Source organism: Vibrio sp. 10N.222.54.A3, assembly GCF_041474095.1.
Taxonomy (GTDB): domain Bacteria; phylum Pseudomonadota; class Gammaproteobacteria; order Enterobacterales; family Vibrionaceae; genus Vibrio; species Vibrio crassostreae_C.
In genome coordinates this window covers 25,387-41,772 of record NZ_JBFRTN010000042.1, presented here as the reverse complement: position 1 = coordinate 41,772, position 16,386 = coordinate 25,387, and the positions used below count along the sequence as shown (strand labels likewise).

Here is a 16,386-nt window from a genome sequence, read left to right as displayed (position 1 = left end):
ACGGCCACAGGTCAGAGGGACCATTATTCTGTGGTTCAAAGTAACGCCGTAAAGTACAAAACTCGTACGCGCTCCTGAACTCGTGGGCGCATAGTAGCGAGGCGATCCGAATTGATCCGTGAGAGAGATCGCACTAACTATTAACAAATCAGCGTAGGACGTAAATTGAATGACGTTTTCCACGCTAGGTCACATTTGTAACAACATATTTATCAGAAGGCAGTAAGGCATGACGACCACAAGCAGTGTTCAGGTAATTGCTCCACAGACACTCAATACCATGACGTTTCCACTTCATGGCGCGCGTTTAATTGAAGCATCGGCGGGTACTGGTAAAACATTTACTATCGCTGGCTTGTACTTACGCTTACTGCTCGGACACGGCACGGCAGCACCAACAGGAGAGCTTACAGAAGCTACCCGACATCATGAGCCGCTAACCGTAGATCAAATTCTGGTGGTGACTTTTACCGAAGCGGCAACCGCAGAGCTGCGAGATCGTATCCGTGCACGAATCCATGATGCACGCATTGCGTTTGCTCGCGGGCAAAGTGATGACCCAGTGATTGCGCCTCTGTTGCAAGAGATCGAAGACCACGCAGGCGCTGCGAAAACACTGCTCAATGCCGAAAGGCAAATGGACGAAGCCGCGGTCTACACCATTCACGGCTTTTGTCAGCGAATGTTGACTCAAAATGCCTTCGAGTCTGGCAGCCGATTTGATAATGAGTTTGTGACAGATGAAAGCCATCTTAAAGCGCAAGTAGTAGCCGACTATTGGCGTAAGCAGTTTTACCCGCTACCTATTCAGCTAGCAGGTGAGGTCCGTAATATCTGGGGTTCACCGGCTGCATTGTTAGCAGACGTCAATCGTTATCTGACGGGTTCTCCATTGAAGCTAACCGTCGACGCGATGTCGGGTGATTTGCAAACTCTACACAATCAGAACCTAGACAAAGTGAAGCAGCTTAAAGCACTGTGGTGTGAGTCTGAAGCGGATTTTTTAGCTTTGATCTCTGGTTCGGATGTGAACAAACGTAGCTACACCAAGAAGTCTCTGCCGACATGGTTAGAAGCGGTGACAGCATGGGCGCAGAGCGACACTCATGATTATCAATATCCAGATAAGTTAGAGAAGTTCTCACAAGCAACGTTAATTGAAAAAACACCAAAAGGCGTCGCACCTCAGCATGCCGTTTTCGAAGCGATTGAAGATTTCTTAAATCACCCAGCCGACTTGAAAGCTCCATTGCTGGCACATGCGATTACCCATTGTCGAACTATGCTAGCAAAGGCGAAACAGCAAAAGCAGTGGTTATCATTTGATGATTTGTTGACTCAGTTATCTGCGTCGATTGATGTCGATGAGCAGTCCTTGCTGGTGGAAAGAATTCGCACACTCTACCCAGTTGCAATGATCGATGAATTCCAAGATACCGATCCGCTGCAATACAGTATTTTTAGCCGAATCTATCTTGATAATCCGCAGTGCGGCTTGTTTATGATCGGTGACCCAAAGCAGGCGATTTATGGCTTCCGTGGCGCAGATATCTTTACCTATATCAAGGCGAGAAACCAAGTTAGTGCTCACTACACCTTAGGCACTAACTGGCGCTCAAGTGCCGATATGGTCAGTGCAGTAAACCAAGTGTTTATGAATTCGGACAGCCCGTTTATCTACGATCAAGACATTCCATTTTTGCCCGTTGCTGCCAGTCCATCAGCCGACAAACGCCAATGGGTGATGAACGGAGAAACTCAGCACGCACTGACCTTTTGGTTACAAGAAGCAGAAGATAAGCCACTACCTAAAGGCGAATATCACAAAGCCATGGCCGAGGCGATGGCGAGTCAAATTCAAACCATTCTGACCGCTTCTCAAAACCAGCAAGCCTATTTTGATAACGGCAAAAAACAACATGCCGTGAATGCGGGTGATATTGCTGTTTTGGTTCGAACCGGTAGTGAAGGTCGTCTGATTAAGAACGCGTTGTCGGAACAAGGCATTGCGAGCGTGTATTTATCCAACCGAGACAGTGTGTTCACCAGCTTGGTCGCACAAGATATTCAACGTTTGTTGCAGGCGGTGCTGACACCTGAAAATGACCGAGCATTACGCGCCAGTTTAGCGTCGGAGTTGTTTGCTCTGGATGCCGCATCATTGGATGAACTCAACAACGATGAAGTGGTGTGGGAAAACGTCGTTAACGAGTTTAGAGAATATCGTAAGTTGTGGCTTCAGCGCGGCGTGTTGCCAATGCTTCGCAGCGTGATCAGTAAACGACATCTCGCGGAACGCTTACTGGAAGAAGAAAATGGTGAGCGCTCACTCACTGATTTAATGCACATTGGCGAATTGTTGCAACAAGCAAGACAAGAACTCGACAGTGACTATGGCTTGTTGCGTTGGCTGGCTGAAGCAATCTCAGATGCACAAAATGGTTTAGGTGGCAGTGACGACGACATTCAACGCCTTGAATCAGAAAGAAACTTGGTTCAAATCGTTACCATTCATAAATCGAAAGGCTTGGAATATGACTTAGTATTTTTGCCGTTCGTTGCAAGCTATCGTGAAGCGAGTGAAGGTAAGTTCTACGACCATGACTCAGATACCACGGTACTTGATATTACGGGTAGCGATAGTGCCTTAGCTCAAGCCGACAAAGAGCGATTGGCGGAAGACTTACGTTTGATTTACGTGGCGCTGACTCGTGCTGTTTATGGATGTTTTATTGGCATGGCACCGCTACGTAAAGGGCGTTCAACCAAAGAGCCGACCGGCGTTCACTTGAGTGCCATGGGCTATTTGGTTCAAAACGGACAAGAGCAAGGCATCGCCGAGTTGCATCAAGCTCTATCGGCTATTGAGGGTAAGAATTCCAGTGTGCTGTTAGCCGAAACACCTACCGCTCACGAACAAATTTTTGTGCAAACAGAGCAAGTGAGTGACGACTTACAGGCCAGTGAACTTAAGGCTTCAATTGACCGAGCTTGGCGTATCACCAGTTACTCGGGGCTTGTCAAACAGGGCAGTCACGGTGCGAGTCATGACGCGACCATTGAGGTGTCTGGTTTTGATATTGACTCGGCTGATGAGCAGGATGAGTCTGAGTTGATTGAGCCTGAACGCTCTATCTTTACGTTCCCTCGTGGTGCTCGCCCAGGTACTTTCTTACACACCTTGTTTGAGGAGGTTGAATTTACCGAGCCAGCAACCAGTGAACATAACACGCAAGTAATCACTCACTTATTAGAATCAGAGCAATATGAATTAGAGTGGCTACCTGTGCTTCAGCAACTGGTCGATACAGTGCTGAACACCGCATTAGACGGCAAGAACTTAAAGCTAAGCGAGAAAGACTCGACGCAACGTTTAGTTGAGATGGAATTCTTACTGCCGATCGAAGTATTGGCTGCATCTGAACTGAATCAAACCATTCAATATCACGATCCATTGTCAGCCAAAGCGGGCGATCTAGGTTTCCAAACCGTGCAAGGTATGTTGAAAGGCTTCATCGATTTGGTGTTTGAGCACCAAGGTAAATACTATGTACTCGACTGGAAATCGAATCACTTAGGAGATGATGTTGCTGTCTACCATGGCGAGGCATTGAAATCGGCGATGGCCGACCATCGCTATGATTTGCAATATCAAATCTATGCATTGGCGTTGCACCGTTTCTTACGCAGCCGCGTTGCCAATTACAGCTACGAACAACATTTTGGTGGCGTGTACTACTTGTTCTTACGAGGAATGGACGGCCAATCTCAGCAAGGTATTTTCTCGGCGAAACCCACATTGGCTTTACTTGATGAAATGGATCAATTGATTGACGGTAAAGTGATAGACAGACGTTCGGCACAATTGAATGACGATGAAACTGGACAGATGGGGCTTTTATAATGACAACAACGACCACTAATACCGGCATAGATACTGCGAACACAGCAAAGCCAGTTTCACTTATTCCTGAGCAACTGATGGATGTACTCCAGTTTCTTGCGGATAAGGGTTCTATTCGTCAGTTGGATTATCAATTTGCCCGTTTTCTTGCTCAGCAAGCCACGAGCTACCCTCAAGAGATCGGCTTTCTCGCGGGGGTAGTGAGCCATGAATTAGGCAAAGGACACATTTGTACTCAGCTTATACAGAAGCATACGACAGGCCCTGAACTAGCGGAAGATCTTGCTCAGTTACTTGGTTTGTATGGTGAGACGGCATTGCAACTGAACCAGAAATTGTTAGGTATTGATTGGGCGACTGTTCTGCAATCGTCAAACTTAGTGGGAACGACCAATGATTGTGTTAAGCCGCTAATGTTCGATGGACAACGTGTCTATTTACAGCGTTATTGGAATTACGAAGTTGTGTTGGCTGAGACCTTAAACCGTTTAAGTAAGCCTGTAGAGTTCAATACTGAGCAGAAAAAAGCACTGACTGAAACGCTCAATCAGCTTTTTTCACGCAGTTATCACTTCCTGTTTAATGCCTTAGCCAAGGCTGAAGCAAACCAACAAACCTCTCAGGTATTACGTCAACAATTGGTGTGTGATCATCTTGATATTGTGAATGAGCAGGCTCTAGATTGGGGATCAATCGACCAAGCGATTGTACAAGCTAAGCAGGTAACGGACTTAGATGTGTTGGACGACTTGGTGCCGTTATCGGCATGTTTGAACTGGCAAAAAGTCGCGGCAGCGGTGGCGCTGAGTCGTCGTTTTGCGGTGATTTCTGGTGGGCCGGGTACTGGTAAAACAACCACGGTAACCAAATTACTGTCGGCGATGGTCGAGCAATCTCTCAGCCAAGGTAAAACACCAACGATTAAGCTAGTGGCACCAACGGGTAAAGCGGCGGCGCGTTTAACCGAGTCGATCGGTAAAGCAATTGAACAGCTGCCATTAGCGCCTGAAGTGAAAGCCAACATACCGACCGAATCGAGCACCTTACACAGATTACTCGGCGCGATTCCTAACCGTGCTGAGTTTAGGCATAACCGACGCAATCCACTCCACCTTGATATCTTGGTAGTGGATGAAGCTTCAATGGTTGATCTGTCGATGATGTATAAGCTGGTGGATGCACTTCCTGAGCACGCAAGGCTCATCTTATTGGGTGATAAAGACCAACTCGCTTCAGTAGAGGCAGGTGCTGTGCTCGGTGATATCTGTTCATTCAACTCTGCAGGGTACAGCACAGCGCAAGGCAATTTGATTGCAGAGATGACAGGTTTTGATGCGATAGCTAAACCAAGACAAGACAAAGCTGGAGCGGTGAATCCGCCTGCGATTGCGGATAGCTTGTGTATGCTGCAGAAGAGTTATCGTTTCGATGCGCGCTCCGGTATCGGTCAGCTGGCAAAAGCAATCAATAATGGTTCTGCGAATCAAGTAGACCAAGTGTTTGCCAAAGGTTTTGGCGATATCGAAAACCACCCTCTGTCGAGTGACAGCTATAACCTGATGCTGCGTACTTTGGTTAACGAGTATGGTGCGTACCTCAATAGAATGAATGTGCCGTTGGAAGAGTTAGAAACTCAAGAAGCGAGAGCGAAATCGGTACTCGATTTGTTCAGCCAATGCCGACTGTTGTGTTCCATTCGTGAAGGGGATTTTGGTGTTAAAGGCCTCAACCACAGAATTGAAAGAGCACTGGCCGCAAGGCGTTTGGTGAGCCCTCATAATGATGAGCTGTGGTATCACGGACGTCCTGTTATGGTGACGCGAAATGATCATGGCTTGGGTTTGTACAATGGTGATATTGGTATCTGTATGCTTGAGGCGGGTTCTAGTCAACCTGACTTAACCCCTCGTTTGAAGGTCTATTTTGAGTTGCCCGATGGCAGCGTAAAAGCTGTGCTACCAAGCCGAGTGCCCGATCATGAAACGGCTTATGCAATGACAATACACAAATCTCAGGGTAGTGAATTTGATCTGACCTTAATGATCTTGCCGCCAGATTTCAGCCCTATTTTAACGCGGGAGCTTATCTATACAGGTATTACACGTGCGAAGAAACGACTGATGATGTTCAGCGATACAAATGTGTTGAAGCGTGGGATTAAGGTGAAAACAGAGCGAGTGAGTGGTTTAGGCAGTCGCTTAACGAATTAGTCGTTATGGACGGCTAGAGAAGGTTTTGAACTTAGGGCTAGACAAACACAAAGCAACCATCCTTGGTTGCTTTGAGCGTTATTAGGAATCAGAGCCTAAAAACGCTCGAGTAAACGATATGTGGTTTATCTTGTACTTTGCTTGGCAATTCAAAATAAACTCTTTTAGATTCTCGCTAACAGGGAACACGCAGTGTACGTCTAGCCCTTCTAAGAATTGGTTATCAGCCATATCCCAAAAACTTTGCAGCGAGTTACAAACAATGGTTCTCATATCAATATTGCTCTTTTTGCTGTTTATATTAACGAGCATAGCTAATGTTAGCGTGCTGGCCGTCAACGGGTATAGCAATCCGTGCAGTGACCACCTCAATGAGTTCGACATGACTATCGAGATGGCAATTCCAATAAAAACATTTGTTAAGATTATTAAAGCGTCTAAATTCTATACAATTATACGTGTGAGTGAAAGTGCATAGTTAATAAATCTCATATAGAAAACGATTACATTTGCAATTATTTTTCCTTTGAAGTGAGATTTTAGTCCAAAACTTTATTTACACATTTAACGCTAAGATTTTTGAGTTACGTTGATAGTTGTACAGCCCCTGTTTTTCCATCGGTAGCTCATCAACTCCGATCTCGTAAAACCCTTGTTCACGGAACCAATGCAGGCTATGTGTGGTTAAAACGAAAATTTGGTCGATATCACGAGACTTCGATTGATGACGCATGTAGTCCAGTAATATTTGCCCGCGGTTGCCATCACGATAATCAGGATGAATCGCCACACACGCCATCTCTGCCATGTGATCTTCCGGATACGCATATAGTGCAGCGCAACCAATAATCAGTCCGTCTTTTTCGATAATCGTAAAGCGGTGAATCTCTTGTTCCAATTGTTCTCTTGAGCGACGAACGAGAATGCCTTGTTCTTCCAAAGGACGAATAAGGTCAAATATGCCACCAATATCGTCAATCTGAGCTTGTCTTACTTGCTCGGCACTAGCCATGACCACTTGGGTTCCAATACCGTCAAAAGAGAACAACTCTTGGATTAATGCGCCATCTACCTTGTAGCTGATTAGATGACAACGAGGCACACCAGCTCGACAAGCGGAGATCGCTCCTTTCAAGAAGCGCAGTGTTCCTGTGCTCATGTCTTCGGCAGGATTTTGAGATTCCGTTAATCGTTCTAGAATTTGCTTGGCATCTTTAGGGAAGAGTTCGGCGAGCACGTTACCGCGTTCATCTGTTACCCCTTGTTCGGAGCAGAAGCCAATCAGCTTGTCGGCCTTTAGACGAATAGCAACTTGGGTAGCGACCTCTTCAGAAAGTAGGTTAAAGCTTTCGCCTGTCACGGAGCTGGCAATAGGGCCAAGCAGTACAATTGAACCTTGGTCAAGCGTGCGATTGATCCCTTCGATATCGATTCGACGAATACGCCCGCTGTGGCAATAATCCGTACCGTCATCCACGCCAAGCGGTTGAGCCGTAATGAAGTTACCACTCATAACATTGAGTTGAGTGCCTGCCATCGGCGTGTTGTTTAAGCTCATTGAGAGGCGTGCGGTGATGGCAAGTTGAAGCTGTCCAGCAGCCTGCATAGCGACGCCCAAAGAATATTCATCAGTGACCCTAATATTCTTGTGATAAGGCGTATGGCAATCTTGCTTGGCAAGCAATTGGTTGATCTGCGGTCTTGCCCCGTGAACGAGAACAATCTTTACTCCAAGGCTGTGGAGCAAGGCTATATCACTAATAATGTTACCAAAGTTCCTGTCGGCAACGGCTTCGCCTCCCAGCATAATGACCATGGTTTTGCCACGGTGAGCATTTACGTAAGGGGTTGATTGTCTGAAACCTTTTACTAGCGCTGTACTTCTTAATTTCACAGAACAAGTCCATTTTGTTTATTTATTCGATAATTTAGCATTTAAATTCAAATGTAAACAACACCTTTTTGGAATAAAGCGCAAACTATTCTTATCTAGGCTTCAATATATAAACTGTCTCAGTGTAGAATGCGCATAGCATCCTTATGAGTAGTCACCGAATGCAACAAGCTCCAGCAACAAAGAACAAAATCGATGAGATAACCAAAGGTCTCTACAGCGAAGCTGATCAGCGCAATCAATCTAAGTTGAAGCGTAAGATCATTGAACGTTGTTTAATGGTTCTAGCCTTAGTGGGTTCGTTTGCGGTGGTTTCTTTGTTCGGCGATGTGCTTTCCCGAGTGCAAAATGCGGCGACGCCCGACAATCTGATATACGGCACTTGGATAGAGCAAGATGTTGCACATTATGCGACCGATGAGTTTGTTCTGAATGCTAATGGTGTGTCAGTTCGTGGGTCTGTTGTTTCGACGAGCTTTGACTTTGATGGAAACTACTTTGAATACAAGGCGGGTGATAAAACCTATCGCTTCCGCATGACCAATTCTGACAATACAGAAATGGTGCTCGATTCTGACAGTCACTACAATCCCATCTTCCGCCTTAAGGGCCATATCGATAACTCCGTCCGATAGGTTATCTTCTTGTAAACTCTTACAATCTAAGATTGTGTTATCTGACTGTTTTTGTCATCCTCGATGCATAGAATTTTTAGGATGACTCTTGTGATTAAAAAATGGCTTCCCCTTGTCGCTGCCTCTTTGTTATTTGGCTGTGCTCAACCCACTGATCTTGCTCAGCAACACCTTGATGACGAATTTCCTCGCACCTTGAATAAGGTCGATCAGGTTGAATCCAATAAACCAAGAGACTACACCGCATTTGCAGAACAAGCTGAGATGGTGGTTTCTAAATCCCCTTCGATGGCTAAAATCTATGAGCCGCTTTATCAACAACTCAATGAGTGGGCGATGTTGAGTGGAGATCCAAGCGAGCTAGCGAATTTTGGCGTTCAAACCGCTCAACTAGGTGGTGGTGATAAACAAGGCAATGTTTTGTTCACGGGCTACTTTTCTCCTGTGATGGAGCTGCGCCACGAAGCGAATGAAGAATATCGTTACCCTGTTTACGGGCTTCCTGAGTGTGGTAAAGAGTGTCCAACACGCCAAGAGATTTACAACGGCGCACTAGAAGGTCAGGGCCTTGAGTTAGGTTACTCAGCAAACCGTATCGACCCATTTATGATGGAAGTACAGGGCAGTGGATTTGTACACTTCGGTGATGATGACACGCTGCAGTATTTCGCCTACGCGGGTAAGAACAATAAAGCTTATGTGAGCATTGGCCGTGTTCTGATTGAACGAGGCTTAGTTCCACGCGAAAAAATGTCGCTAAAAGCAATCAAAGAGTGGGTATTGGCAAACGATCCTGAAGTGGTCAAAGAGCTGCTTGAGCAAAACCCATCTTTCGTGTTTTTTGAAGCGAGAGACGACCTATCTGTGATGGGTAGCGCGGGCATTCCTCTATTGCCTATGGCGGCGGTTGCGGGCGATCGCTCTATCTTGCCTATGGGGACGCCGATTCTTGCTGAGGTTCCACTACTGAATGCTGATGGTACTTGGAGCGGCGCTCATCAACTAAGACTGCTATTGGTTTTGGATACGGGCGGCGCGGTTAAGCAAAACCATTTGGACCTTTACCACGGCATGGGCCCTCGAGCGGGTACAGAAGCGGGCCATTACAAGCATTTTGGTCGTGTGTGGAAGCTCGGTTTAGATGGCAGCGCAACTGAAGCGCCTTGGGCTTTGCCTCCTGAAAAGGTTGAGTAAGCTACAATAAAATAGGGCATTGAAAGCGAATCGCTAATCCCCTAGACTTTTTATTCAAGAGTGCGTATAAAACGCACTCTTTTCTTTTTCTCAGAAATAAATTGGCGGCAACAATGCGTGAATTGACCACTCCAGCTTCAGAAAACTATGACCAACGATTTGGTGGCACCCGTCGCCTATATGGCAATAGTGAAGTCGACATACTTAGAGCAGCACACGTGTGTGTGATCGGTATTGGCGGTGTAGGTTCATGGGCGGTTGAAGCGCTTGCTCGTACTGGTTTAGGTGAGCTGACTTTGATCGATATGGATGATGTGTGTGTGACCAACATCAACCGTCAGATCCACGCAATGTCGGGTAACGTTGGTAAAAGCAAAATTGAAGTGATGGCAGAGCGCGTTAAGCTGATTAACCCTGAGTGTAAAGTTAACTTGGTTGACGACTTCATCGGCCCAGACAATCAGGCTGAATACCTATCGAAAGAGTTCGACTTTGTGTTAGATGCGATTGATAGCATGAAAGCTAAGGCTTCACTGTTGGCATATTGTCGTAGCAACAAAATTAAGGTGATCACCACTGGTGGTGCGGGTGGTCAAATCGATCCGACTCAAATCAAAGTGGCTGATCTGACGAAGACGATTCAAGATCCGCTCGCGAAGAAGCTAAAAGATACCCTTCGTCGTCATCATAATTTCCCTAAGAATCCAGCACGTAAGTTTGGTATCGATTGTGTGTTCTCAACTGAACAGCTGAAATACCCTCAAGCTGACGGCAGTGTCTGTGCTGCGAAAGCGACAGCAGAAGGTCCAAAACGTATGGATTGTGCGACGGGTTTTGGTGCGGCAACAGTTGTAACGGCGACGTTTGGTTTTGTAGCTGTTTCGCGTATCGTTGAAAAGCTGATTCAAAAGCACGCTAAGTAACGTCTTTTACTCAATTAACAATCGACTGGATATTAAAATGACCACATTCCCAAGCTCTCCATTCGGCACTGAAATTATCAGTGATGATATCGTCGCGAAGATGCAGACATTCAGCGGCTGGGAAGACCGTTATCGCCAAGTGATTCAATGGGGTAAGAAACTGCCAACGATGCCTGATGAACTGAAAAGTGAGCAGGTGATTGTCTCTGGCTGTGAAAGCCAAGTGTGGTTGGTTTCTCAAAATATCGACGGTGTTTGGCACTTTTATGCTGATTCTGATGCTCGTATTGTGCGCGGTCTGATTGCATTAGTGATGGCTGCGTATGATGGAAAAACATCAGAGCAGGTTCAAGCGTTCGATATTGATGGTTACTTTGAACAAATCGGTCTAATTACCCACCTTAGCCCATCTCGCGGTAATGGATTAAAAGCGATTGTTGCTCAAATCCAAGAGCTAAGTGCTTAATATCTCCTTGATACACAGAAGCAAAAAGGGTTGACGTTAAACGCCAACCCTAAGTAATTTCGCTACTCCCTAAAGCATATCAACGGCTTTTTCTATTGCCGCGATGAGTTTTTCAACATCCTCCATGGTGTTGTAAATACCAAATGAAATTCGAACCGTTCCTTTCACATTAAGTGCATCCATTAATGGGTGAGCACAATGATGTCCTGCACGTACTGCGATACCTTGCTGATCCAGTAGAGTCGCTATATCTTGATGGTGAACACCATCCATCACAAAAGTAATCACACTTGCGTTAGGTTGATACCCTAAAATCTGAATGTCATCCAGTTTACTGAGCGCAAGATAAGTCTCGTGTTGTAGTTGGTGGATATGATTTTCGACATCTTGTTGTACAAAACCACTTAACCATTCTATTGCGGTGCTTAGTGCTATGGCCCCTGCCACATTTGGCGTGCCCGCTTCGAATTTGCCAGGCAGTTCTGAAAAAGTAGTGCCAGAGAAAGAGACGCGCTCGACCATTTTGCCACCACCATGCCAAGGTGGCATCGCTTCTAACAATTCAAGCTTGCCGTAAAGCACACCGATGCCCGCAGGGGCATAGAGCTTGTGTCCAGAGAATACGTAGAAATCCGCACCTAAAGATGAAACATCTACGGGTTCATGAACGATACCTTGTGCACCATCCACCACCACAATCGCATTCATCTGGTGGGCTTTTTCGATCACTTGCTCAATCGGCTGACGTGAGCCCGTGACGTTGGTTATCTGAGCTAATGCAACAATCTTGGTTTGTTCATTTAAAAGTGCATCAAACGCAGTGAGGTCAAATTCACAATCCGGTGTCATCGGTACTTTAACGACTTTAGCACCGGTTTGCTCTGCGACAATTTGCCAAGGCACGATGTTGGCGTGATGCTCCATTTCGCTGACTAAGATCTCATCGCCGGGCTTAAGGGTGCTTCTGGCGTAGGTTTGAGCGATAAGGTTGAGTGCTTCGGTGGCACCGCGAGTCCAGATAATCTCTTTCGATGAGGTTGCGCCAATAAACTGAGCGACCTTGTCTCTAGCGGCTTCAAATTGACTGGTAGCATGGGCAGTTAAGCTATGGCTACCACGGTGCACATTGGCATTCTGCTTCGAGTAATATTGGCTAATGGCATCAATAACTACCTGAGGTTTTTGTGTCGTTGCCGCGCTGTCTAAGTAAATCAATGGTTGTTGATTGATGGTTTGGGATAGCGCAGGAAACTGCTCTCGGATGTGATTGATATCAAGCATCTATTCTTACCTAAATCTTGGAAATTGGTGCCAGCGTAATGCTAAGCGGTATCATTATTTTATCGCGACTTGTTAACCGTTGCTGACTAATCTTGATGATTCCAGCTATTTTCTTGCTCTTTGACCTGATCGAACAGCTTTTGGTTAACGGGAACTTCTATCTGATGCTTATTTGCTGTTTTTATCAGGTGCCCGGTAATGAAGTCGATCTCTGTCTTGCGTTGATAAAGCATATCTTGCTTCATTGAAGAGTTGTTCTGTGCTGTGGCTTGGATTACCTGCTTGACGCTTGCTTCTAATCCGTCGAATGAACAAACGATTCCTTCGGCCTGCATAACTTGTGTTAGCTCTTCAACGATAGAACTTAAAATACCCTGAAACCTTTGGTCTGCAAGTTCGCCGTTCTTGATTTGTTCCAACCCAGTGAGTGGGTTGATAGCACAATTGATGGCGAGTTTAGTCCAGAGCGCGGTTTTTATTTGTGGGTTCCAACTAACAGCGGGGAGAGCATGATCCAACACATCAACTAAAAACGTGCACTGCTGACCCGTTTGGTTAAAAGCACCCAATTGAGTTTGGCCTATTCCTGTGTGAGATACACTATTACGATCAGGTTTGAATGCTGCTTGGGTCGTGGTTGTCAATACTATCGGGTGAGCATTAATTTGGGTGGCGATGTTGTCGACCGCTCCCATTCCGTTATGCATGAACATGAGAGTAGTGTCAGAGTCGAGATATTGAAGTAACGGAGTAGTGGCTTCTTCTACTTGCCAAGCCTTGACCGTGAAAATCACTAAGTCACTCGCTGATAGCTTTTCGATATTGTTGTTACTGAAGTGAAGTGAAGTTTGCTCATCAAGTGATAGGTCAATTGAGGTTTCAGGGGAGCGGCTCCACAAAGAGACATTATGACCAGCTTGAAGTAGTTTTATTGCCCATAAAGAGCCAATTGCTCCAGGTCCAACAATAGTGATGTTCACAGCAATACCGAGATAAGAAAGTGATGCTGCAAGGATAGCTAGGCATTAAATGAAAGCAATAAAAAATGGCACCCTAGGGTGCCATTTTGGAAACTTTTCTTAGAAGTTCGATTAGAACTTGTAAGTTACTGCAACGTAGTGACCTACGCCAGAAGAATCAGCTTGTGAAGAAGCGTCCCATGGTAGGTCTGCACCATCTTTAAAGCCGTATACATCGCTGTATAGTTTCAGGCCGTAACCAACTGCAAAACGATCTGAGTGCCAGTAGATACCGTTGAACATTGCGCCGCCGTTGCTTACTTGAGCGTACTCATCTTTCATACCGAATTGGTAATCAATGTAACCTTGGTAAGAGATGAATGAACCGTTCTCGAAGAAGTAGAATGGCTTGAACCAGTTAGTCGAGATTTGGAAACCGTTCCAATCTTTTTGGTTTGAGTCGTATGTACCGTAAAGGTTTAGACCCATTTTACCGAACCATGGAACCATTACGTCAGAACCTAGACCAACTTTCTGAGTGTTAACACCACCGTTGTTACCATCCCACTCGAAAAGAGTTGAAAGGTATAGTTCTTCAACTGGACCGAAAGAAAGGTCTTTACCAGTTAGGCCGTCAAGAGACATACGAGGAGCAAACTTCATGAAGATTTTGCCATCTTTGTCTGCTTTGTCGCTGCTTGAGTCTGATGTTAGGTTAAATACATCAACATAGCCGTAAAGGTCGAAGATTCCAGAGCGACCACCAAATTCCATCTCTAGGTAATCATGAGTAGATTCGTAAGGACCTTTCTCGTTGATTGCACCCATGATGTTGAACTGCATCCATTTGTAATCGTTTTTATGGATGTCGCCGTCAGAATAATCCGCTGCCATTACTGGAGCAGAAGTTGCTGCAAGTAGGCCAAGAGTTAAAAGTGATTTACGCATAATGGAACTCTCTATGTTTGAAATAAGTAACCCGCTAATCCGTGCGTGTTTATGATGTCCGAATGCCGAGCATAATAGCGATTTTGTTCTCAAATAAAAGTGAGACAGAGTGAAAATTACAATTATTAAGGTGAGGTTGATCACACTAATGATCTAAATGATGGAACTTTACGGTGGTAATGCATATTGATGCACCTCTAATTCTATTGATTTTGTGAAATTCGATTATTTTGTGGATAAATAGGTGAAATACTGCGCTAAGCAAACGATTCTACTAATTAGAGTGATATGCATATCAAAATCAACAGTATTCTTTTCTAAGCGTTTTCTCTTAAAAAATGACTCATTCAAACCACCTCTTAATCTCGTCTTTGATCTATTTTTGACCAACAGCGTAGTGGAGTTGGAATCAATTGATGGACAACTCATGTGATGACTGCCTAGGGATTTGAACCTAGCTACTTTTTGAATCACGGAGAATTAAAGACAGTTCACTGCACTAGATTTTGAAATACTTTTTAAAGATTAGTTATTGGACTAATCATTTGTGTGACGAACTGGTCTAACTTTTTTGGAGAGAAGACCGATGAAATATTCACCTATACTCGCTGTAGCGATATCAGCCCTTTTCATTGTTGGGTGTGATGATGACGATGAACCAACAACTCAACTACAAGCTGTACATGCATCGCCAGATGCGCCTTTAGCTAACGTTTTAGTCAATAGCCAGGCTCGTTGGAGCGGTGTCGATTATGCTCAGGCATCCGGATACGCCTCAGTAGATCAAGGACAGACAACTCTTCAAGTCGATGTTCAACTCCCAGGTGACGCTGTTGCTACTGTTATTTCTCCAAGCCAATTCGATTTAAGCGGTGAATTAGATTACACCGTGATGGTTGTAGGCGACGCCGATGGATCCAACAATCCTGTAGAGGCTTTGGTTGTTACTCGCCCTGCTGCAGGAACGGCAACAAGTTCAAGCCTAGATGTGCAAGTAGTACACGCGGCAACAGGTGTTGGCGATGTAAATCTGTATGTCACTGGTCCTAGTGATCCATTGGGCGCACCGTTAGGGACTTTAGCTTATAAAGATTTTACTGACGTGCTGAATATTCCAGCTGGTCAGTACCGAGTAAGATTAGAAACAGTGAGCGGAAGTGCTATTGCTTTTGATTCTGGAGAGATAACTCTGGCTGGCGGTAGCGAGCTAACTATTGCAGCGGTATCAAGAGCTGACTCAAACAGTGTATCTCCGGTGAAGTTGATGGTGATGGACGGTAGTGGATCATCGTTAATATACGACATGGCAGAAACTGCCGAAGTAAGAGTCGGGCATTTGGTCGATGGCGCACCAGCTGTAGATGTATTTGTTAATTCTGCTAAGTTTGCTCCTCTTGATGGTTTAGTGTTTAAAGAAATTCGCGGTTTCTTAGATTTAGCAGCAGACAGTTATGATATTGATATATACGAAACGGGAACGACGTCTCCGTCATTTATTGATGTTGATGGATTAGCTGTATTTGCTGGCATGGATTACAGCATCTATGCGGTAGGGACAGTAAGTCCACTGAATTTGGAACCTTTGGTTGTTCCTGAAAACCGTCGTCCGGTTGCGACCAGTGCGGTGTTAAACATTACCCACGCCGCTGCTAACCCAATTGCGGCATCGGTGGATATCTACTTAACAGAAAACGCGGGGATCTCTGGTAGCACTCCGGCGCTAAGTGATGTGAAATTCAGAGATTATGCGAATGGCATTTATGTTGCGGCGGGGTCTTACTTTGTGACGATTACTGTAGCGGGTCAGCCGTCAGTTGTGGCTATCGACTCTGCGCCCGCAACCTTAGCTGATGGTGTGGTGTATCAAGTCGTGGCGATTGATGATTCGATGGGTACGGGTTTTAACCTAATTGTCAGTGAAACAACAGACTAGATCTGAAGACAGAACGTAGAAGAGGGTAGATCAATGCTA

12 protein-coding genes are annotated in these 16,386 nt (G+C 45.4%); 7 read left to right on the top strand and 5 right to left on the bottom strand.

The window, feature by feature from the left end; translation table 11 throughout:
* Positions 1–229: 229 nt before the first annotated feature.
* Together recB and recD are read left to right on the top strand one after the other, a co-directional pair.
* On the top strand, positions 230–3,904 hold the full coding sequence (recB, locus tag AB4507_RS10120) for an exodeoxyribonuclease V subunit beta (RefSeq protein WP_372182596.1): 3,675 nt from the start codon (positions 230–232) through the stop codon (positions 3,902–3,904).
* The gene (recD, locus tag AB4507_RS10115) at positions 3,904–6,114 is read left to right on the top strand and encodes an exodeoxyribonuclease V subunit alpha (RefSeq protein ID WP_372182595.1); all 2,211 of its coding nucleotides are present in this window, start codon (positions 3,904–3,906) and stop codon (positions 6,112–6,114) included. The genes recB and recD overlap by 1 nt, the downstream gene beginning before the upstream one ends.
* Positions 6,115–6,195: 81 nt before the next feature.
* On the opposite strand, the gene AB4507_RS10110 is transcribed toward recD, so the two are convergent.
* Both AB4507_RS10110 and argA read right to left on the bottom strand, forming a co-directional pair.
* Entirely contained in the window at positions 6,196–6,387 is a 192-nt protein-coding gene (locus tag AB4507_RS10110) for a hypothetical protein (RefSeq protein ID WP_046224581.1), read from the bottom strand.
* 283 nt (positions 6,388–6,670) lie between these two features.
* Complete coding sequence (gene argA, locus AB4507_RS10105; RefSeq protein WP_017064194.1) at positions 6,671–8,008, bottom strand: amino-acid N-acetyltransferase; 1,338 nt, start codon at positions 8,006–8,008, stop codon at positions 6,671–6,673.
* Between the two features lie 161 nt (positions 8,009–8,169).
* Between argA and AB4507_RS10100 the strand changes: the two genes are divergently transcribed.
* From AB4507_RS10100 to csdE, 4 genes are all read left to right on the top strand, one after another.
* Positions 8,170–8,643: a DUF2850 domain-containing protein gene (locus tag AB4507_RS10100; RefSeq protein WP_017064193.1), complete on the top strand. Its 474-nt coding sequence runs from the start codon at positions 8,170–8,172 to the stop codon at positions 8,641–8,643.
* Between the two features lie 81 nt (positions 8,644–8,724).
* Positions 8,725–9,837, top strand: a complete 1,113-nt coding sequence (gene mltA, locus AB4507_RS10095; RefSeq protein WP_017064192.1) for a murein transglycosylase A — start codon at positions 8,725–8,727, stop codon at positions 9,835–9,837.
* A gap of 113 nt (positions 9,838–9,950) precedes the next feature.
* Positions 9,951–10,760: a tRNA cyclic N6-threonylcarbamoyladenosine(37) synthase TcdA gene (tcdA, locus tag AB4507_RS10090; RefSeq protein ID WP_017065783.1), complete on the top strand. Its 810-nt coding sequence runs from the start codon at positions 9,951–9,953 to the stop codon at positions 10,758–10,760.
* 37 nt (positions 10,761–10,797) lie between these two features.
* Complete coding sequence (gene csdE, locus AB4507_RS10085) at positions 10,798–11,226, top strand: cysteine desulfurase sulfur acceptor subunit CsdE (RefSeq protein ID WP_372182593.1); 429 nt, start codon at positions 10,798–10,800, stop codon at positions 11,224–11,226.
* A gap of 69 nt (positions 11,227–11,295) precedes the next feature.
* Here the strand turns inward: csdE and csdA are convergent, their stop codons facing one another.
* The 3 genes from csdA to AB4507_RS10070 form a co-directional block, all read right to left on the bottom strand.
* Positions 11,296–12,507 (bottom strand): cysteine desulfurase CsdA, encoded by a 1,212-nt coding sequence (gene csdA, locus AB4507_RS10080; RefSeq protein ID WP_372182592.1) that lies wholly within the window; start codon positions 12,505–12,507, stop codon positions 11,296–11,298.
* Positions 12,508–12,593: 86 nt separating this feature from the next.
* On the bottom strand, positions 12,594–13,487 hold the full coding sequence (gene panE, locus AB4507_RS10075) for a 2-dehydropantoate 2-reductase (RefSeq protein WP_372182591.1): 894 nt from the start codon (positions 13,485–13,487) through the stop codon (positions 12,594–12,596).
* A gap of 111 nt (positions 13,488–13,598) precedes the next feature.
* The gene (locus tag AB4507_RS10070; RefSeq protein WP_102320250.1) at positions 13,599–14,414 is read right to left on the bottom strand and encodes an outer membrane protein OmpK; all 816 of its coding nucleotides are present in this window, start codon (positions 14,412–14,414) and stop codon (positions 13,599–13,601) included.
* Between the two features lie 586 nt (positions 14,415–15,000).
* On the opposite strand from AB4507_RS10070, the gene AB4507_RS10065 reads away from it, so the two are divergent.
* On the top strand, positions 15,001–16,347 hold the full coding sequence (locus tag AB4507_RS10065) for a DUF4397 domain-containing protein (RefSeq protein WP_102320251.1): 1,347 nt from the start codon (positions 15,001–15,003) through the stop codon (positions 16,345–16,347).
* Positions 16,348–16,386 lie beyond the last annotated feature (39 nt).